The 18,718-nt window shown below is 67.0% G+C and carries 15 protein-coding genes; 4 read left to right on the top strand and 11 right to left on the bottom strand.

What is annotated here, in order from left to right; translation table 11 throughout:
• Positions 1-168 precede the first annotated feature (168 nt).
• Both ACIP0B_RS24130 and ACIP0B_RS24125 read left to right on the top strand, forming a co-directional pair.
• The gene (locus ACIP0B_RS24130) at positions 169-1,542 is read left to right on the top strand and encodes a DUF2868 domain-containing protein (RefSeq protein WP_400836656.1); all 1,374 of its coding nucleotides are present in this window, start codon (positions 169-171) and stop codon (positions 1,540-1,542) included.
• Entirely contained in the window at positions 1,535-2,911 is a 1,377-nt protein-coding gene (locus ACIP0B_RS24125; RefSeq protein ID WP_400836654.1) for a DUF3482 domain-containing protein, read from the top strand. Before ACIP0B_RS24130 ends, ACIP0B_RS24125 begins: the two co-directional genes overlap by 8 nt.
• A 153-nt stretch (positions 2,912-3,064) precedes the next feature.
• Here ACIP0B_RS24125 and ACIP0B_RS24120 read toward each other — a convergent pair whose 3' ends face one another.
• The 7 genes from ACIP0B_RS24120 to ACIP0B_RS24090 all read right to left on the bottom strand — a co-directional run bounded on the left by ACIP0B_RS24120 (position 3,065) and on the right by ACIP0B_RS24090 (position 12,215).
• On the bottom strand, positions 3,065-3,622 hold the full coding sequence (locus tag ACIP0B_RS24120; protein WP_400836652.1) for a phosphonate degradation HD-domain oxygenase: 558 nt from the start codon (positions 3,620-3,622) through the stop codon (positions 3,065-3,067).
• The gene (locus ACIP0B_RS24115) at positions 3,622-4,755 is read right to left on the bottom strand and encodes a TIGR03364 family FAD-dependent oxidoreductase (protein WP_400836650.1); all 1,134 of its coding nucleotides are present in this window, start codon (positions 4,753-4,755) and stop codon (positions 3,622-3,624) included. The genes ACIP0B_RS24120 and ACIP0B_RS24115 overlap by 1 nt, the downstream gene beginning before the upstream one ends.
• 172 nt (positions 4,756-4,927) lie before the next feature.
• Complete coding sequence (locus ACIP0B_RS24110) at positions 4,928-5,953, bottom strand: putative 2-aminoethylphosphonate ABC transporter substrate-binding protein (protein ID WP_400836648.1); 1,026 nt, start codon at positions 5,951-5,953, stop codon at positions 4,928-4,930.
• 39 nt (positions 5,954-5,992) lie between these two features.
• On the bottom strand, positions 5,993-7,717 hold the full coding sequence (locus ACIP0B_RS24105; RefSeq protein ID WP_400836646.1) for a putative 2-aminoethylphosphonate ABC transporter permease subunit: 1,725 nt from the start codon (positions 7,715-7,717) through the stop codon (positions 5,993-5,995).
• Complete coding sequence (locus ACIP0B_RS24100; RefSeq protein WP_400836644.1) at positions 7,717-8,787, bottom strand: putative 2-aminoethylphosphonate ABC transporter ATP-binding protein; 1,071 nt, start codon at positions 8,785-8,787, stop codon at positions 7,717-7,719. Before ACIP0B_RS24100 ends, ACIP0B_RS24105 begins: the two co-directional genes overlap by 1 nt.
• A 209-nt stretch (positions 8,788-8,996) precedes the next feature.
• Positions 8,997-9,860 (bottom strand): LysR family transcriptional regulator, encoded by an 864-nt coding sequence (locus ACIP0B_RS24095; protein WP_400836642.1) that lies wholly within the window; start codon positions 9,858-9,860, stop codon positions 8,997-8,999.
• A gap of 15 nt (positions 9,861-9,875) precedes the next feature.
• The gene (locus ACIP0B_RS24090; RefSeq protein WP_400836640.1) at positions 9,876-12,215 is read right to left on the bottom strand and encodes a heavy metal translocating P-type ATPase; all 2,340 of its coding nucleotides are present in this window, start codon (positions 12,213-12,215) and stop codon (positions 9,876-9,878) included.
• A gap of 84 nt (positions 12,216-12,299) precedes the next feature.
• On the opposite strand from ACIP0B_RS24090, the gene cadR reads away from it, so the two are divergent.
• The gene (cadR, locus tag ACIP0B_RS24085; protein ID WP_400836638.1) at positions 12,300-12,749 is read left to right on the top strand and encodes a Cd(II)/Pb(II)-responsive transcriptional regulator; all 450 of its coding nucleotides are present in this window, start codon (positions 12,300-12,302) and stop codon (positions 12,747-12,749) included.
• A gap of 189 nt (positions 12,750-12,938) precedes the next feature.
• On the opposite strand, the gene ACIP0B_RS24080 is transcribed toward cadR, so the two are convergent.
• The 3 genes from ACIP0B_RS24080 to ACIP0B_RS24070 all read right to left on the bottom strand — a co-directional run bounded on the left by ACIP0B_RS24080 (position 12,939) and on the right by ACIP0B_RS24070 (position 15,640).
• On the bottom strand, positions 12,939-13,910 hold the full coding sequence (locus ACIP0B_RS24080) for a thymidylate synthase (protein WP_400836636.1): 972 nt from the start codon (positions 13,908-13,910) through the stop codon (positions 12,939-12,941).
• A gap of 50 nt (positions 13,911-13,960) precedes the next feature.
• Complete coding sequence (gene lgt, locus ACIP0B_RS24075) at positions 13,961-14,776, bottom strand: prolipoprotein diacylglyceryl transferase (RefSeq protein ID WP_400836634.1); 816 nt, start codon at positions 14,774-14,776, stop codon at positions 13,961-13,963.
• An 81-nt stretch (positions 14,777-14,857) separates the two neighbouring features.
• A complete protein-coding gene (locus tag ACIP0B_RS24070) occupies positions 14,858-15,640 on the bottom strand; it encodes a sulfite exporter TauE/SafE family protein (RefSeq protein WP_400836632.1) in 783 nt (260 codons plus the stop codon).
• A 130-nt stretch (positions 15,641-15,770) separates the two neighbouring features.
• On the opposite strand from ACIP0B_RS24070, the gene ACIP0B_RS24065 reads away from it, so the two are divergent.
• Positions 15,771-16,517, top strand: a complete 747-nt coding sequence (locus ACIP0B_RS24065; protein WP_400836630.1) for an NRDE family protein — start codon at positions 15,771-15,773, stop codon at positions 16,515-16,517.
• A gap of 155 nt (positions 16,518-16,672) precedes the next feature.
• Here the strand turns inward: ACIP0B_RS24065 and ptsP are convergent.
• The coding region (gene ptsP / locus ACIP0B_RS24060; RefSeq protein WP_400836628.1) for a phosphoenolpyruvate--protein phosphotransferase at positions 16,673-18,718 on the bottom strand (2,046 nt) is incomplete at its 5' end.

Raw genomic sequence — 18,718 nt, 5'->3', positions numbered from 1 at the left:
GCTCTTGCTTTCTTGTTGTCGATGCCTATCACACTGTTTTCGGAGTGTGCTGCGATCAGGCTGAGTGTGTGTGATTTAGTCATGCCGGAGTGGATACAAGAGCCCCGCTTACCCCGATAAGCGCCGCAGCGGTTATGCTCACGGCTCAATCAAGCAACGGGATGCCGCGTGACTGAACCGACTTCACTGCAAAACCTCTGGCTCACCGAAACCGTGCGCCTGCGCGAAGAACACGCAGGCCCCTTGGACGACCAGGAAGCCAATCGCCTGGCCCGCGCGGCCGGCGGCGATCTGCCGGGGCGCATTCAACGCCGTGCCCTGTGGCTGGCCGAGCGCGATGGCCTGACCGCTGCGCTCAAGCACTGGCTGCAAGGCGCGCGTCTGGCGCTGGTGTTGCTGGCGATCCTCGCCGTGTTGAGCGGCGCAGGGCTGGCCTTCGCCGCACTGGGGCAGACGCCGGTCAATGTGTTCTGGGCTCTGGGCAGTCTGCTCGGGCTGAATCTGATTCTGCTGCTGAGTTGGGCGCTGGGGCTGATCTTTGCCGGCGAACACAGCGCCACCCTTGGCCGCTTGTGGCTGTGGCTCAGTGAAAGGCTCGCCCGCGATGCCAAGGCCGCGCAGCTGGCGCCGGCCCTCTTGTTGATGCTGCAACGCAAGAAACTCAATCGCTGGGCGCTGGGTACGCTGGTCAATGGCCTGTGGTCGCTGGCGATGCTCAGCGCGCTGATTTTGCTGCTGACGCTGATGGCGACCCGGCGCTACGGCTTCGTCTGGGAAACCACGATTCTCAGTGCCGACACGTTCATCAACATGACCCAGGCACTCGGCGCCTTGCCGGCGCTGCTGGGCTTCAACGTGCCCACCGTGGACATGATCCGCGCCAGCGGCGACACCGCATTGAACATCGAAAGCGCCCGTCAGGCCTGGGCGACCTGGCTGGTCGGTGTGCTGGTCGTGTACGGCGTGCTGCCGCGTCTGCTGTTGGCGCTGTTCTGCTTCTGGCGCTGGAACAGCGGCAAAGCCGCATTGCGTCTGGACCTGAACCTGCCCGGCTACCCCCAATTGCGCGAACGCCTGATGCCGACCAGCGAACGCCTTGGCATCACCGACCCCGAGCCTGCGCAATTGCACCGCGTCGAAAGCACTGTCGGCGAACACGCCAGCGATGGCGCGTTGCTCGTGGCAATCGAACTCGACGATCAACACCCATGGCCACCGACGCTGCCGAAAAACGTCAGCAACGCCGGCATCCTCGACAGCCGCGAATCGCGCAACAAACTGCTCGAACAGCTCAGCCGCTTCCCACCGGCGCGCCTCGCGATTGCCTGCGACCCAAGGCGTTCGCCGGACCGCGGCAGCTTGGCGCTGATCGCCGAGCTGGCGCGCAACGCCGCCGCCACCCGCGTCTGGCTGTTGCAGGCGCCTCAAGGCCAGGCGCTGGACGCCGAACGCCTCGGCGACTGGCACGTGGCGCTGCAGCAGCTGGAGCTGCCGTTCGCCGACTGCGCCCCGTTGAGCTGGCTGGAGAACGGTCATGACTGAAGCCTGGAAAGCCCCGCTGAAACTGGCCGTGGTCGGCCACACCAACGTCGGCAAGACTTCGCTGCTGCGCACCCTGACCCGCGACGTCGGCTTCGGCGAAGTCTCGCACCGCCCCAGCACCACCCGGCATGTCGAGGGCGCGCGGCTGTCGGTGGACGGCGAGCCGTTGCTCGACCTCTACGACACCCCGGGCCTGGAAGACGCCATCGCCCTGCTGGATTTTCTCGAACGGCTGGAACGCCCCGGCGAACGCCTCGACGGCCCGGCGCGGCTGGCGCGGTTCCTCGACGGCAGCGAGGCGCGCCAGCGTTTCGAGCAGGAGGCCAAGGTGCTGCGGCAACTGCTCGCCTCCGACGCCGGGCTGTACGTGATCGACGCCCGCGAACCGGTGCTGGCCAAGTACCGGGACGAGCTGGAGGTGTTGGCCGGCTGCGGCAAGCCGCTGCTGCCGGTGCTGAACTTCGTCAGCAGCGCCGACCACCGCGAGCCGCAGTGGCGCGAGGCGTTGGCGCGGCTGGGCCTGCATGCGCTGGTGCGCTTCGACAGCGTCGCCCCGCCGGAGGACGGCGAGCGGCGGCTGTACGAAAGCCTGGCCCTGCTGCTGGAGAATGCCCGGCCGCAACTGGAGCGTCTGATCGCCGACCAGCAGGCCCAACGCCTCGCCCGCCAACAGAGCGCCGCGCGCCTGATCGCCGAGCTGCTGATCGATTGCGCCGCCTGCCGGCGCAGCGTGGCCAGCGAAGCCGCGCAGGAACAGCACGCCATCGGCGAACTGCGCCAGGCCGTGCGCCAACGCGAACAGCGCTGCGTCGAGGCGCTGCTCAAGCTCTATGCCTTCCGCGTGCAGGATGCCGCCGCCAGCGACCTGCCGCTGCTGGACGGGCGCTGGGGCGATGACCTGTTCAACCCCGAGACCCTGAAGCAATTGGGCGTGCGGGTCGGCGGCGGGATGGCGGCCGGCGCCGCCGTCGGTGCCGGTGTGGATCTGGCGGTCGGTGGCATCACCCTCGGCGCCGCTGCCCTGGCCGGCGCGATTGCCGGCGGCGCCCTGCAGACCGCCCGCAGCTACGGCAACCGCTTGCTGGGCAAGCTCAAGGGGCAGCGCGAGCTGACGGTCGACGACAACGTGCTGCGCCTGCTGGCGTTGCGTCAGCGCCAGTTGCTGCTGGCCCTGAACGCCCGTGGCCATGCGGCGATGGACGCCGTTCAGGTCGCCGCCTCGCAGGACGAGACCTGGCGCCAAGGCAAACTGCCCGAGGCCCTGATCAAGGCCCGCGCGCATCCGCAGTGGTCGTCGCTCAACCCGCACCCCAAGCTCAACCAGGCCGAGCGGCAGGCGCAGATCGACTCACTGGCCGCCGATCTGTAGGCACCAGCCTGCTGGCGATGGCGGTTCGTCCGGCGCACCGAGGCCGGATGGACTGCCGTCATCGCGAGCAGGCTCGCTCCCACATGGATTCTGTCGTGCAGGAAAACGGTGGGAGCCAGCCTGCTGGCGATGGCGGCCCTGCGGTTCAGCGGTTCAGCCGGCCAACACCCGCGCCGCCTTTTCCTTCAGCAACTGAAGATCCACCACCGGCACCGCCGTCTCCTTCGCCAGCTCATCCCACTGGCGCATCCGCAGGCTGACGGCGCACAACGGATCGCGCTCGAACGCATCGGCCTCGGCCTCCGTCATCACCCCGCCCTGATACGCCAGGGTGCGCCGGCTGGCTTCGCTCAGGCGTCGGTAGTAGCCCGCCTCCCTGAGCGTCAGATACCGCTTGGCCTGCACGTGATACTCCACCAGCCGCGCGACACGCTCGCCGAACCCCGCCTCGCGCAGGTAATCGGCGCCGAGGCGTTCGTGGCTGACCGCACCGTAGCCGCCCATGCTCTGCGCGCCCTCGGCGCACAGGTGGCCGATGTCGTGGAAGAACGCCGCCAGCACCACTTCGTCGTCAAAGCCCTCGGCCATGGCCAGTTGGGCCGCCTGGGACATGTGCTCGATCTGCGACACCGGCTCGCCGATGTAGTCGCTGGCACCGAAGCGTTCGTACAGCCCGAACACCTCGGCGATCACCTGTTCGTGACGGCCCATCAGACCTCCTCCAGCAGTTGCGCGACATTGCGCTCGGCCATGGCCGGGCCGACGCTCATGCCCACCCCGGTGTGCATCAGCGCCACGCCGAGCCCCGGCGCCGGCCGCAGGAACGAAAACGGCCCCGGCCCGCGGGAGCCGTAGACACCCTGCCAGCGCTCGACCACCTGCACCTTGCAGCCGAGGGTGTGCTCGGCCAGCCCGATCATCCAGTCGTCCACCTGTTCGGCGTTGAACGGCGACGGATCCCTTCCGTAATGGTGCGAATCACCGATGATCAGTTCGCCATGGGGCGTGGGGCTGATCAGCAGGTGAATGCCGTTGTCGTGCAGGTGCGGCGTCTCGCGCAGGATCTGCGCCTGCACCGCCGCCGCTTCCGGCAGGTCGGCGAAGGCGCCGTAGTGCACGCAGCTGAGGCCGGTGAGCAGCGCGTGCTGCAGGTCGAGGCTGGCCTGCGGCCGGGCGCGCAGCATCTGCAGGCGGCAGACCTGCGGGTCGAGGGCGGCGATGGGCTCGGCCAGCAAGGTCTGATAGTCGTGGCCGGAGCAGACGATGATCTGCCCGGCCGTGAACGTGCCGGCGGTGCTGTGCAGGCGCCCCGGTTCGACGTCGCGCACCAGGGTCGAGAAATGGAACTCGACGCCCAGCTCGCGGCGCAGCCAGTCGATCAGCGCCGGGATCGCTTCGCGCGAGTACAGCTGTTGGTCGTCCAGGCCGTGCAGCGCGGCGCGGTGATGGCTGAACCGACCGCCGTACAGGTCACGCAGGTCGCCGCCGCGCAGCAGCTCCACGCGGTAGCCGTGCTCGACGGCGCGGCCGGCGCAAAAGGCTTCCAGCAGTTGCTCCTCCGCCTCGGTGCGGGCGAACAGGTACGAGCCGTTGCGCTTGAGTTGCAGGCCGGCGAGCTGCGCCCACCGGCCCCAGATCTCGCGGCTGGCCTTGGCCAGTTCCAGCATCGGCCCCGGCGGCTGGCCGGTGACCAGCGCCTGGCCGAAGTTGCGCACCGACGCCCCGAGTGGCGTGGCGGTGCGTTCGAAAACCGTGACCTTGAGGCCGCGTCGGGCGGCGGCGTAGGCGTGGGACAGGCCCAGGATGCCGGCGCCGACGATCAGCAAATCTTTGTGTTGTGTCATTGAGAGGTGCTCTGAATGAGAGACCGTCATCGCTGGCAAGTCGAATCGTCGAACCGCAGCTCCCACAGTTTCCAAGGTGTCCACACAATCAGTGTTCACCACAAATCCTGTGGGCGCTGAGGTGCGACGATTCGACTTGCCGGCGATGGGGCCCTGTCAGTCGATGAAGGTCTTACTTGGCGGCGACCTTCTCGGACTTGCCGTCATAGCGCTTGCGCCACTCGGTCAGGATCTCGTCGCGGTTCTTCGAGGCCCAGGCGAAGTCGTTCTTGATCAGGCGCTGCTCGTAGTCCGCCGGCAGTTCGGTCTGCGGCTTGGCGATGCCCGGCTGGGCGAGCACGGCGAAGTTTTCCTTGTACAGCTCCATGGCCGCCGGGCTTGCGGAGAAGTCGGCGAGCTTCTTGGCCGCCTCTTCGTGGGCGGTGCCCTTGATCACGGCGGTGGCCTCGATCTCCCAGCCCAGGCCTTCCTTCGGCAGGATGATGTCCAGCGGCGCGCCCTGACGCTTGAGCTGAACGGCCGGGTACTCGAAGGAAATGCCGATCGGGAATTCACCCGCCGCCGCCAGCTTGCACGGCTTGGAGCCGGAATGGACGTACTGGCCGATGTTCTGGTGCAGGCCGTCCATGTAGGCCCAGCCCTGCTTCTCGCCGAAGGTCTGCAGCCAGGCGCTGACGTCGAGGAAACCGGTGCCGGACGAGGCCGGGTTCGGCATCACGATCTTGCCCTTGTACTCAGGCTTGGTCAGGTCCTGCCAGCTCACCGGTTTGCTCAGGCCCTGCTTTTCGGCCTCGACAGTGTTGAAGCAGATGGTCGCCGCCCACACGTCCATGCCGACCCAGGCCGGCGGGTTGGCGGCGTCGCGGTAGTTGCCGCCGATCTTGCCCAGGTCCTTCGGCGCATAGCTTTGCAGCATGCCTTGCTGGTCGAGGATCGCCAGGCTCGACGCCGCCAAACCCCAGACCGCGTCGGCCTGCGGACGCTCCTTCTCGGCCAAGAGCTTGGCGGTGATGATCCCGGTGGAGTCGCGCACCCACTTGATCTCGACGTCCGGGTTGGCCTTCTCGAAGGCTTGCTTGTAGGTCTTCAGCTGTTCGGCTTCGAGGGCGGTGTACACCGTCAACTCGGTTTTCGCCGCGAAGGCATTCAGGCTGAAAGCGGCGAGCGCGGCGGCGGCCAGGGCCATGGGCTTGAACATGATCGTTTCCTGTCTTGAGTTGAGGGGATGGGACGAAAATCAATGGCCGGACGCGGTCTGCCGCCAGGCCTGGGAACGGCGCAGCAAGCCGCGCGAAGCCCACGCCAGCAGCAGGGACACGCCTGCCGAGGTGAACAGAATCAGGGTCGACATCGCCGCTGCGCCGCCGACGTTGCCCGCGTCGTCCATGTTCAGCACCGCCACCGCCGCGAGGATGGTGTCGGGGCTGTAGAGGAAGATCGCGGCGGACACGGTGGTCATCGCCGAGACGAACAGGTAGCGCACGATGTCCAGCAGCGCCGGCAGGCAGATCGGCACGGTCACCCGCAGGTAATGGCGGTACAGCGGCGCCTTGAGCGACAGTGCGGCGGCTTCGAACTCGGCGTCGAGCTGGCGCAGCGCGGTGGTGGCGGTCATCTGCGCGGTGGTCAAATAGTGCGCAATGGTGCAGACGATCAGCAGGGTCATGGTCCCGTACAACACGTGCAGCGGGTTGCCGGTCAGGTTGAAGAAGAAGACGTAACCCAGACCGAGCACCAGCCCCGGCACCGCCATCGGTACGAAACTGAGCATCCGCAACGTCAGATTCAGCCCGCGCTGGCTGCGGGTCTTTTCCATCAGGTAGGCGCCGGTGAAGATCAGCACGCTGCCGATCAGCGCCGCACCCAGCGCCATCTTCAGGCTGTTGCCGTAGGCCAGCCAGCCGCCGCCGGCGGTTTCGTCGAACCGGTAGTGGTTGAGCGACAGCGACAGGTTGTACGGCCAGAACTTCACCAGCGACGAGAACACCGCCATGCCGAACACCAGCAGCAACGCGGCGCTGATCAGCAGAACGACGGCCAGGTAGCAGGCGTCGCGTTTCTTCGAGGGCACCGGCCGGAACACTTGGGCGCGGCCGCTCATGGCGTCGCCCTGACGTCGGCGCAGCCAGGCATCGACGCCGAAGCTGAACAGCGCCGGCAACAGCAGCACCATGCCGATCAACGCCCCCCGGCCGAACTGCTGCTGGCCGACCACCGCCTTGTAGGCTTCCAGCGCCAGCACTTGATAGTCGCCGCCCACCACCACCGGCACGCCGAAATCGGTGACGGTCAGGGTGAACACCAGACAGAACGCGGCGAACACGGCCTGGCGGGTCGCCGGCCAGGTGATGCTGCGGAAGGCTTTTGCGGGACTGGCGCCCATGCTCGACGCGGCATCGAACAGTCGCGCATCCGCCAGCGACAGGGCTGACAGCAAGATCATCAAGGCATGCGGGAAGGTGTAGATCACCTCGCCCAGCACGATGCCCCAGAACCCGTAGATGTTGTCCGACAGCAGCCCGCGCAGCAGGCCCTGGTTGCCGAACAGGTACACCAGCGCAATGCCCGGCAGCATCGACGGCGCCATCAGCGGCAACAGGGAGATCCCGCGCCAGAGGCCCTTGGCCGGAATCAGCGTGCGTTGCAGGGCGTAGGCAAACAGGTAGGCCAGCGGCACGACGATGGCCGCGACGCTGAGGGAAACCTTCAGGCTGTTGCCGAGCAGCCAGTGGAAATTGTCGCTGCTCACCAGTTCTTTCGCGGCGAGCCAGCCGCCGCCCTGCCCGGCCTCGCTGCTGAAGCCGCGCCAGAAGATCGCCAGCAGCGGCAGCAGCACCGCCACGCCGAGCAGCATCAGCAGCAGGAGCTTGCCGCCGAGCACGAAGACCCGGTCGCCGATCTCGGCGCCCGACACCTGCCGCGCCTGTTTCTGCGGCAGCGGCAGCGCGATGTTCGCGCCCATCAGGCAAACACCTGCAGGCTGCGCGGCGGCAAGGCCACCATGATCTGTTGCGCGCCCAGGCGCGGCATGGCTTCCGGGGCCAGTTCGGCGAGCAGCGCATGGCCCGGCAACTGGTCGAGCTCGAAGCTCATGCGGCAGCGGTTGCCGAGGAAGGTGATCTCGCGGACCTTGGCCGGGAACAGGTTTTCCTCGTGCACCAGCGGATTGACGCTGATCGCTTCCGGACGGCAGAACAGGCGGCCGGAAGGACTCTGGACGCTGCCGTCGGCCAGGCGCAGGTTCATCCCGCCGACCCGCGCATGGCTGTCGCTGCTGCGCTGGAACGGCAGCCAGTTGCCTTGGCCGACGAACTCGGCGACGAACGGCGTGGCCGGACGGTCGTAGATTTCCTGGGGCGTGGCGTACTGCTCGACCTTGCCGTTGTGCATCACGGCGATGCGGTCGGCCATCAGCATGGCCTCGTCCTGATTGTGGGTGACCATCAGGGTGGTGATGCCGAGGTTGCGCTGCAGCTGGCGCAGTTCGGTGCACAGGTGCTCGCGCACCCGGGCGTCGAGGGCCGACATCGGCTCGTCGAGCAGCAGCAAGGACGGCGACGGGGCCAGGGCCCGCGCCAGCGCGACCCGCTGCTGCTGACCGCCGGACAGTTGGCCGGGGTACTTTTTCTCGCTGCCGACCAGGCCCACCAGTTCCAGCATCTGACCGACCCGGCGGCGCACTTCGTCGCGGCCGCTGCCGGCCAGGCCGTAGGCGATGTTCGCTTCGACGGTCAGATTGGGGAACAGGGCGTAGGACTGGAACAGGATGCCGTAGTCACGGGCCTGGGGCGCAAGGCGGGACACGTCGCGCTCACCGAGGTAGAGCTCGCCGCTGTCCTGCTTCTCCAGGCCGGCGATGCAGCGCAGCAGCGTGGTCTTGCCGCAGCCCGACGGGCCGAGCAGGCACACCAGCTCACCGGCGGCCACGTCGAGGGAGACGTTGTCCAGCGCCGTGAACGCGCCGAAGCGCTTTTGCACGTTGCGCACTTTCATCGGTGCGCCGGGAGTGGTCAGGACGGTTGCAGGGTTCATGGACAGGCCTCATCAAGCAGATGAGGGCCATCCTAGGGTTGTAATGCGTCCGTCATATGGCAGTCGGGCAAAAACGGCCGATAGTGGTATTCATGGATTTGGGTTGTCCGGTCCGGCGCCATCGCCAGCAGGCTGGCTCCCACATTGAAATGCGTTCCCCTGTGGGAGCCAGCCTGCTGGCGATGAGGCCGGCACGGGCAAATGAGGACTCAGGCCGGCGCCATTTCCTGCGCCAGGCCGAGGAAAGCCGCCGGCAACCGGGCGCCTTTGCGCTCCTTGAGGCAGTAGAGGTATTCGGGGATCTGCGGCGCGTTCTCCAGGGTCAGCACCCGCAGCTGCGGATCGTGGGGCACTTCCTGGCGGGCGATGATGCTGATGCCGATGTTGCGCAGTACGGCCTCGCGGATCGACTCGCGGCTGCCGATCTCCAGCAGCGGGCCGAAGCTCACGCCGGCGCCGGCCAGCAGCTCTTCGGTCAGGCGCCGGGTGGTCGAGCCGGACTCGCGCATCAGCAGGGTATGCCCGGCCAGCGCGCTGAGCGTCACATGGTCATGCGCCGCCAGCGGATGGTTGCGGTGCACCGCCAGCACCAGCGGGTCGCTGCCGAGCACCCGGCGGATCAGCCGCGCGTCCTCCAGCAACTGCGACGAGGCCGCGACGTCCACCCGGTAATCCTCCAGCGCTTCGAGCACCTGCTGGGAGTTGCCGATCTCCACCGACACCTCCACCTGAGGCAGCCGCTCGCGGAACGCCTTCACCAGATCGAGGATGTAGTACGGCGCGGTGGCGGCGATGCGCAGCGTGCCCTGCACCTGGCCGCTGTTGCGCAGGAAGAACTCGATGTCCGCTTCCTGCTGCAGCAGCGCCTTGACCATCGGCAGCAGCCGCGCGCCTTCGTCGCTGACGGTGAGGCGGCGGCCGCCGCGGTAGAACAGCTCCACCGAATACTGGCTCTCCAGATGGCGGATCTGGGTGGTCACGGTCGGTTGGCTCAGGCCCAGTTTCTTTGCCGCCAGCGTGATGCTGCCCAACCGGGCCACCATGTAAAACGCCTTCAGCTCGGCACTCAGCACAACCGCCCCTCTCTCTTACTTGCGCAGCAGGCGCAAACCGTTGAACACCACCAGCAGGCTGACGCCCATGTCGGCGAACACCGCCATCCACATGGTGGCGACCCCGGCGAAGGTTACCCCAAGAAAGATCGCTTTGATCACCAGCGCCAGCGCGATGTTCTGCTTGAGGATAGTCGCCGTGTTGCGCGACAGGCTGATGAACGCCGGGATCTTGCGAAGATCGTCGTCCATCAGGGCGACATCGGCGGTTTCGATGGCGGTGTCGGTGCCGGCCGCCGCCATGGCGAAGCCGATCTCGGCCCGGGCCAGCGCCGGGGCGTCGTTGATGCCGTCGCCGACCATGCCGACCCGGTGGCCCTGGGCATACAGGCCTTCGATGGCTTGCAGCTTGTCGGTGGGCAACAGGTCGCCCTTGGCCTGGTCGATGCCGACCTGCGCCGCGATCGCCTGGGCGGTGTGGACGTTGTCGCCGGTGAGCATCAGGGTCTTCACGCCCAGATCGTGCAATTGGCGAATGGCTTCGCGGCTGGTGTCCTTGACCGTGTCGGCCACGGCGAACAGCGCCAGCGGGCCCGAGCCGTCGAGCAGCAGCACCACGGACTTGCCCTGCTTCTCCAGCGCGAACAGCTTTTCTTCCAGCTGCGGCGAGCACAGGCCCAGCTCTTCCACCAGGCGGTGGTTGCCCAGGTGGTAGGTCTGGCCGTCCACCTCGCCCTTCACCCCGCGACCGGCCAGGGCGGTGAAGTTATCCACAACCGGCAGGGTCAGGTTCTTATCCACAGCGGCATTGGCGATGGCCAGCGACACCGGGTGGTCGGAACGCCCGGCCAATGCGGCGGCGATGGCCGGTGCCAGGGCTTCGGCGGTCGGGTCGAGGGACAGGTAATCGGTCTGCACCGGTTTGCCGTGGGTGATGGTGCCGGTCTTGTCCAGCGCCAGGTAGTCGAGCTTGAAGCCTCCTTCCAGGTACACGCCGCCCTTGACCAGGATGCCCTTGCGCGCCGCGGCCGCCAGGCCGCTGACGATGGTCACCGGGGTGGAGATCACCAGGGCGCACGGGCACGCCACCACCAGCAGCACCAAGGCGCGGTAGATCCAGTCGAACCACGCCGCGCCCATGAACAGCGGCGGGATCACCGCCACGGCCAGCGCGAGGATGAACACCGCCGGGGTGTAGACCTTCGAGAACCGGTCGACGAAGCGCTGGGTCGGCGCCCGCGCGCCCTGGGCCTGTTCGACGGCGTTGATGATTCGCGCCAGGGTCGAGTTGTTGGCCGCCGCGGTCACGGTGTACTCGAGGGAACCGGCCTGGTTGATGGTGCCGGCGAACACTTTGTCGCCGACGGTCTTCTCCACCGGCAGGCTTTCCCCGGTGATCGGCGCCTGGTCGATGGTCGAGCTGCCGCTCACGACTTCACCGTCGAGGGCGATGCGCTCACCGGGCTTGACCCGCACGCGGGCGCCGAGATCGATGCTTTTGACTTCACGTTCGACCCAGTTGCCGTCCGCCTGGAGGACGGTGGCCTGCTCGGGCGTCATCTGCATCAAGCCACTGATGGCGTTGCGCGCCCGATCCAGCGAACGGGCCTCGATCAGCTCGGCCACGGTGAACAGGAACATCACCATCGCCGCTTCCGGCCATTGGCCGATCAGCACGGCGCCGGTCACGGCGATGCTCATCAGGGCGTTGATGTTGAGGTTGCGGTTCTTCAGGGCGATCCAGCCCTTTTTGTAGGTGCCAAGGCCGCCGCTGAGGATCGACACCAGCGCGACGAGCGCCACCACCCAGGTCGGCGCGGCGTTGGTGAAGTGGATGACTTCCGCCGCCAGCGCACCGACGCCGGACAGCGCCAGCGGCCACCAGTGCTTTTTCGCCGGCGCCGGGGCGGGCGTCTCGACGCCGGCCTCCAGCGGTTCGGCCTGCATGCCCAGGGACTTGATCGCCTCGGTGATCGGCGCGGTGTCCGCCAGCGTGTGGGTCACGCCGAGCACGCGGTTGATCAGGTTGAATTCCAGTTGCTGAATGCCGGCCAGCTTGCCGAGCTTGTTCTGGATCAGGGTCTGCTCGGTCGGGCAGTCCATCGCCTCGATGCGGAAACTGCTCAGCCGGGCGTCGGCGCTCGGCGCCTCGCTCAATTGAATCAGCGAGGGCGTGGCGGCTTTCGACCCGCAGCAGGAATCTTCATTCGAATGAACAGGCGCAGGCGTGACAACCTTCGACCCGCAGCAGGCATCGCCGCCGTGGGCGTGCTTGTGCACAGGCTGCAGTTTCGGGCTGTGGCCATGATCGTGATCATGCTTGTGATCGTGTTCGTCGCCAGGTTTGTGGCTGTGGGTGTGCAGGGAATCGCTCATCGGTCGCGTCCATGAAGGTGCCTGTTGCCAAGTAAAGACCCTGTAGCCACTATAGGGTCAAGCACCCTTTTGGAGATTGCCGTCATGAAGATCGGAGAACTGGCGAAACTCACCGACTGCGCCGTGGAGACCATCCGCTACTACGAGCGCGAAAACCTGCTGCCGGAACCGGCCCGCAGCGACGGCAACTACCGGGTCTACACCCAGGCCCACGCCGAGCGCCTGACCTTCATCCGCAACTGCCGCACCCTGGACATGACCCTCGAAGAGATCCGCGCATTGCTCACCCTGCGCGACAGCCCCCAGGACCAGTGCGAGAGCGTGAACGCCCTGATCGACGAACACATCCAGCACGTGAAGGCGAGGATCGACGGCCTGCTGGCCTTGCAGACCCAACTGCTCGACCTGCGCCAGCGCTGCGGCGAAGGGCCGGAGGCTGATCAGTGCGGGATTCTGCAGCGGCTGGAAGTGAGCGGCGGGGTTGTGGCGACGGAAGTGGAACACTCCCATGTGGGCCGCAGCCACGGCCATTAAGATCACCGAGTATCCCTGTGGGAGCTGGCTTGCCAGCGATAGCGGTCTGTCAGCCGATCCATCCTTGGCTGACACACCGTCATCGCGAGCAGGCTCGCTCCCACATTGTCTTGCAGTGACCGCCAACCCGGCATCCAACCGAACTCCCTGCTGGCGATGGCGTCAGCCCAGGCTCTGCGGAGCCGGGCCTCAGACCGCCATCGGCGCGGTCATCGGCGCGTGGTGCTCGTAGCCTTCCAGGGAGAAGTCGCCAGGCTCCACCAGCTCCAGCCACTCCGGCTGGTACACGCCGGTCTTGGCGAATTCCGGCACGCGGTCGGAGATCTTCAGCTTCGGCATGGCGAACGGCTCGCGCTTGAGCTGTTCGTTGAGCATGTCCAGGTGGTTCTCGTAGACGTGCGCATCGCCGATGAAATAGGTGAACCAGCGCGGCGTGTAGCCGGTCAGGCGGCCGATCAGGCTCAGCAGCGCGGCACCCTCGGTGAGGTTGAACGGCGTGCCCAGGCCCAGGTCGTTGGAACGGATGTAGAGGGTCAGGGAAATTTCCTTGGTCTCGACGTTCGGATGGAACTGGTACAGCAGGTGGCACGGCGGCAGGGCCATCTCGTCGAGCTGGGCGCAGTTCCAGCCGTGGAACAGGATGCGCCGGCTGCCCGGATCCTTGATGATCGTGTCGACGCACTGGCGCACCTGGTCGATGGCCTTGTACAGCACCACGTAGGCCTGGCCGTCCTCTTCGCCCTCGGCGATCTGCCGGTAGCCCTGGCTCAGGGTCTGCTCGATGGCCGCGGCGTTGCTCAGCGGGATCTGCTTGTACGCCGGCCACTTGCGCCACTGCACGCCGTAGATCTCGCCCAGGTCGTCCTCGCCCTGACGGAACGGGTTGGCCAGCCACTGGGCGTTTTCGTTGGCGTTCTGGTCCCAGACCTTGCAGCCCAGCGCCCGGAACTCGGCGGCGTTGTTCACCCCGCGCAGAAAACCGCACATCTCGCCGATGGCCGACTTGAAGGCCATCTTGCGGGTGGTGATCGCCGGAAAACCTTCCTGCAGGTCGAAGCGCAGCATGGCGCCCGGAAAGCTGATGGTGTTCACGCCGGTGCGGTTGGCCTGTTTGGTGCCGTTGTTGATGACGTGCGACACCAGATCAAGATATTGCTTCATGGGTTACCTGTTTCCTTTGAGCCCCGGCGTCCGGCGCCGGGGTCCGTATGTTAAGCCGTCGGGGCGAGCGGCGCCGCCGGCGCGCGACGGTAGGCCAGCCAGATCAGGAACAGCCCGCCGACGATCATCGGCACGCACAGCACCTGGCCCATGGTCAGCCAGTTCCAGGCCAAGTAGCCCAGCTGCGCGTCCGGCACGCGGACGAACTCGACGATGAACCGGAAGATCCCGTAGAACAGCGCGAACATGCCGGAGACGGCCATGGTCGGACGCGGCTTGCGCGAGAACAGCCAGAGGATCAGGAACAGCGCCACGCCTTCGAGGGCGAACTGGTAGAGCTGCGACGGGTGGCGCGGCAGCTGCGCCGGATCGCTGAACGGCGGGAAGATCATGGCCCACGGCACGTCGGTCGGCTTACCCCACAGTTCGGCGTTGATGAAGTTGCCGATGCGCCCGGCGCCCAGGCCGATCGGCACCATCGGCGCGACGAAGTCCATCAGTTGGAAGAACGACTTGTTGTTGCGTTTGCCGAACCACAGCGCCGCCAGCATCACGCCGATGAAGCCGCCGTGGAACGACATGCCACCCTTCCACACCTCGAAGATCAGCGTCGGGTTGGCGAGGTAAGCGCTCAGGTCGTAGAACAGCACATAGCCCAGGCGCCCGCCGACGATCACGCCCATGGACAGCCAGAACACCAGGTCGGAAAGCTTTTCCTTCGTCCAGGTCGGGTCGAAACGGTTGAGCCGGCGCGACGCCAGCAGCCACGCGCCGCCGATGCCGATCAGGTACATCAGCCCGTACCAGTGGATTTTCAAGGGACCGATGGCAACGGCCACCGGGTCGATCTGCGGGTAAGGCAGCATTGCGGCTCCTCGTCAGAGTTCAGGTCTTCAACATTCCCGGGGGACGCTGCCACCTCAGGATTAAGTCAGGATTGCGCCGGCTCACAACAGAAAGTTCAGGCCCACGCAGAACAGCAAAGCGGCGAACAGCCGTTTCAGCAACTTCGGCGACAGCCTGTGGGCCAAGCGCGCGCCGAGGCGGGCGAAGACCATGCTGGTCAGGGCGATCCCCAACAGCGCCGGCAGATACACAAAACCGAGACTATGGGCCGGCAGCAGCGGATCGTGCCAGCCCAGAATCATGAAACTTATCGCGCTGGCCACCGCGATGGGCAAGCCGCAGGCCGACGACGTCGCCACCGCCTGCTGCATCGGCACGCTGCGCCAGGTCAGGAACGGCACGGTCAGCGAGCCGCCGCCGATGCCGAAGATCGCCGAGGCCCAGCCGATCACGCTGCCGGCCACGGTCAGGCCGAGCTTGCCCGGCACCGTGCGGCTGGCCTTGGGCTTGGCCTCCAGGGCCAGTTGCGCGGCGATCACCAGGGCGAACACGCCGATGATCTTTTGCAGGTGAGGCCCCGAGATCGCTTCGGCGGTCAGCGCGCCCAACCCTGCGCCGACCAGGATGCCGACGGTCATCCAGACGAAGATCGGCCAGCGCACCGCGCCCCGCCGGTGGTGCTCGCGCACGGCGTTGACCGAGGTGAAGATGATCGTCGCCAGCGACGTGCCCACCGCCAGGTGGGTCAGGATCGACGGATCGAAGCCTTGCAGGGTGAAACTGAACACCAGCACCGGGACGATGATGATCCCGCCGCCGACCCCGAACAGCCCGGCCAGCACGCCTGCGCAGGCGCCCAACGCCAGATAGAGCAGAAATTCCATGACCGCCTCCCCGACGCGTCCCCAAAACCGGAGCGGCATGGTAACGGATGCATGGCCTTGCGCTCCACTTGCGATGGATGCACGGGCGATGTCTGCGTAGAGTGGGCAAAAAACACACAAGGACAACCTTATGTGCCTGATCGTTTTCGCCTGGCGGCCGGATCATGCCCAGCCGTTGATCGTCGCGGCCAACCGCGACGAGTTCTACGCCCGGCCCAGCCTGCCGCTGGCCCGGTGGCCGGAGGCGCCGCATGTCCATGCCGGGCGGGACCTTGAGGCGGGCGGCACCTGGCTGGGCCTGGGCGCCCACGGCCGGTTCGCGGCGCTGACCAACATCCGCGACCCCGGCCAACCGCCGGCGCAGCGTTCGCGGGGCGGGCTGGTGGCCGGGTTCCTGACCGGGGAGCTGTCGATCGACGACTATCTGGCCGATGTCGTCGAACGCTCGGCGCAGTACGCCGGGTTCAACCTGCTGCTGGGCAACGCCAACGAACTGTGGCATTTCAACGCCCGCGACTCGGAGCCGGTGATGCTGCCGCCGGGCGTCTACGGGCTGTCCAACGCCGGGCTGGACACGCCCTGGCCGAAACTGCTCAAGGCCAGGGCGGCGCTGAGCGCAGCCCTGGACGATCCGCAGCCCGAACGGTTGCTGGCGTTGCTGGCCGACGCGCAACCGGCGCCGGACGCCGAGCTGCCGGACACCGGCGTGGGACGGACGACCGAGTCGCTGCTGTCGAGCGTGTTCATCGCCAGCCAGAGCTACGGGACGCGGGCCAGCACGGCGCTGATCGTGCAGGCGGACGGCACGCGCCGGATCGTGGAGCGCAGCTTCGGCCCGTTCGGCGGGCATCTGGGGGAGGTGGACCTGAGCGTCTGACGTGGAGAGGCCTGACCTTGTGGCGAGGGAGCTTGCTCCCGCCGGGGTGCGCAGCAGCCCCAACCTGCAGTGGCGGGGCATCAGGCACGCTGCGTTCACCGGATTGGCGACGGCGGCGCCGCCGGGCGGGAGCAAGCTCCCTCGCCACAAGGGTTCTAGGCGGTCTTGACCGGCGCCGGGTTGATCATCCGCGACAGCCCCAGGTTCTTCAGGGCCAGCTGCAGCGAGCTGTGGATGACCTGCGGGTTGTCGATGGTCATCAGCTCCGCCAGCAGGTCCTTGGACTTGCTCAGGTTGATCTGACGCAGCATCCACTTCACCTTCGGCAGGTTGGTGGCGTTCATCGACAGGCTGTCGAAGCCCATCGCCATCAACAGCACCGCCGCCGCCGGATCGCCGGCCATCTCGCCGCAGATGCTCACCGGCTTGCCTTCGGCGTGGGCGTCGCGCACCACGATCTGCAAGGCCTGCAGCACCGCAGGGTGCAGGTAGTCGTAGAGGTCGGCCACCCGCGGGTTGTTGCGGTCCACCGCCAGCAGGTACTGGGTCAGGTCGTTGGAGCCGACGGACAGGAAGTCCACCATCCGCGCCAGTTCCTTGGTCTGGTAGACCGCCGCCGGAATCTCGATCATCACCCCCACCGGCGGCATCGGCACGTCGGTGCCTTCGTCGCGCACCTCGCCCCAGGCCCGGTGGATCAGGTGCAGCGCCTCTTCCAGCTCGTGGATGCCGGAGAACATCGGCAGCAGGATCCGCAGATTGTTCAGGCCTTCGCTGGCCTTGAGCATCGCGCGGGTCTGCACCAGGAAGATCTCCGGGTGGTCGAGGGTGACGCGGATGCCGCGCCAGCCCAGGAACGGGTTGTCTTCCTTGATCGGGAAGTACGACAGCGCCTTGTCGCCGCCGATGTCCAGGGTACGCATGGTCACCGGTTGCGGGTGGAACGCGGCGAGCTGCTCGCGGTAGATCGCCAGCTGTTCCTTTTCGCTCGGGAAGCGCTGGTTGATCATGAACGGCACTTCGGTGCGGTACAGGCCGACGCCTTCGGCGCCGCGCTTCTGGGCGCGGGCCACGTCCGCCAGCAGGCCGGTGTTGACCCACAGCGGCATGCGGTGCCCGTCGAGGGTCACGCACGGCAGGTCGCGCAGCGCGTCGAGGCCCAGGGCCAGCTGCTTCTCTTCCTCCACCACCTCGGCGAACTGCTTGCGCAGCACTTCGCCAGGGTTGGTGTAGACCTCGCCGCGGTGGCCGTCGACGATCATTTCGATGCCGTCGACCTTGGCGTACGGCAGGTCGACCAGGCCCATCACCGTCGGGATGCCCATGGCCCGGGCCAGGATCGCGACGTGGGAGTTGCCCGAACCGAGCACCGAGACCAGGCCGACCAGCGTGCCTTCCGGCACCTCGCCGAGCATGGCCGGCGTCAGCTCTTCGCTGACCAGGATGGTCTTTTCCGGGTAGACCAGGTTCTGCTGACGCTCTTCCTGCAGGTAGGCGAGCAGACGGCGGCCCAGGTCCTTGACGTCCGACGCCCGCTCACGCAGGTAGGCATCGTCCATCAGTTCGAAACGGTTGACGTGATCGGTGACCACCTGGCGCAGCGCGCCCTGGGCCCATTGGCCGGTCTTGATCACGGTGGTGACTTCGCTGCCCAGCGAGGCATCGTCGAGCATCATCAGGTAGACGTCGAACAGCGCCCGCTCTTCGGGGCGCAGCTGGGTCGCCAGCTTGGCCGACAAGGCGCGCATGTCGGCGCGCACGCCTTCGAGGGCGTTCTTGAACAGCGCCAGTTCGGCGTCGATGTCGGCGACGGCCTTGTCCGGCACCACGTCCAGGTCCGCCGGCGGCAGCATGACCACGGCGGTGCCGACCGCCGCGCCCGGCGAACCCGGCACGCCGACGAACTTGGCTTCCTGGATGCCCTTGCCCTGGCGGCCCAGGCCGCGGATCGAGCCGGTGGCCTCGGCGTGGGCGATCACGCCCGCGAGCTGGGCGCTCATGGTCACGAGGAAGGCTTCTTCGCCTTCGTCGAACTGGCGGCGTTCTTTCTGCTGGATGACCAACACGCCGACGACCCGGCGGTGGTGGATGATCGGCGCCCCGAGGAACGAGGCGTAGCGCTCCTCGCCGGTCTCGGCGAAGTAGCGGTAGCGCGGGTGGTCCGCGGCGTTTTCGAGGTTCAGGGGTTCTTCACTCGTGCC

It is taken from the genome of Pseudomonas sp. NPDC089534, from assembly GCF_044749305.1.
GTDB lineage: Bacteria > Pseudomonadota > Gammaproteobacteria > Pseudomonadales > Pseudomonadaceae > Aquipseudomonas > Aquipseudomonas ekonensis.
This window is presented reverse-complemented; position numbering and strand designations above follow the sequence as displayed.

What these genes read in the sequence shown, in the direction of transcription:
- cadR (WP_400836638.1), top strand. Translation starts at nt 12,300, where the DNA reads ATGAAGATCGGAGAACTGGCGAAACTCACCGACTGCGCCGTGGAGACC.
- ACIP0B_RS24080 (WP_400836636.1), bottom strand. Translation starts at nt 13,910, where the DNA reads ATGAAGCAATATCTTGATCTGGTGTCGCACGTCATCAACAACGGCACC.
- ACIP0B_RS24105 (WP_400836646.1), bottom strand. Translation starts at nt 7,717, where the DNA reads ATGGGCGCGAACATCGCGCTGCCGCTGCCGCAGAAACAGGCGCGGCAG.
- ACIP0B_RS24100 (WP_400836644.1), bottom strand. Translation starts at nt 8,787, where the DNA reads ATGAACCCTGCAACCGTCCTGACCACTCCCGGCGCACCGATGAAAGTG.
- ACIP0B_RS24090 (WP_400836640.1), bottom strand. Translation starts at nt 12,215, where the DNA reads ATGAGCGATTCCCTGCACACCCACAGCCACAAACCTGGCGACGAACAC.
- ACIP0B_RS24115 (WP_400836650.1), bottom strand. Translation starts at nt 4,755, where the DNA reads ATGACACAACACAAAGATTTGCTGATCGTCGGCGCCGGCATCCTGGGC.
- ACIP0B_RS24070 (WP_400836632.1), bottom strand. Translation starts at nt 15,640, where the DNA reads ATGGAATTTCTGCTCTATCTGGCGTTGGGCGCCTGCGCAGGCGTGCTG.
- ACIP0B_RS24120 (WP_400836652.1), bottom strand. Translation starts at nt 3,622, where the DNA reads ATGGGCCGTCACGAACAGGTGATCGCCGAGGTGTTCGGGCTGTACGAA.
- ACIP0B_RS24125 (WP_400836654.1), top strand. Translation starts at nt 1,535, where the DNA reads ATGACTGAAGCCTGGAAAGCCCCGCTGAAACTGGCCGTGGTCGGCCAC.
- ACIP0B_RS24065 (WP_400836630.1), top strand. Translation starts at nt 15,771, where the DNA reads ATGTGCCTGATCGTTTTCGCCTGGCGGCCGGATCATGCCCAGCCGTTG.
- lgt (WP_400836634.1), bottom strand. Translation starts at nt 14,776, where the DNA reads ATGCTGCCTTACCCGCAGATCGACCCGGTGGCCGTTGCCATCGGTCCC.
- ACIP0B_RS24110 (WP_400836648.1), bottom strand. Translation starts at nt 5,953, where the DNA reads ATGTTCAAGCCCATGGCCCTGGCCGCCGCCGCGCTCGCCGCTTTCAGC.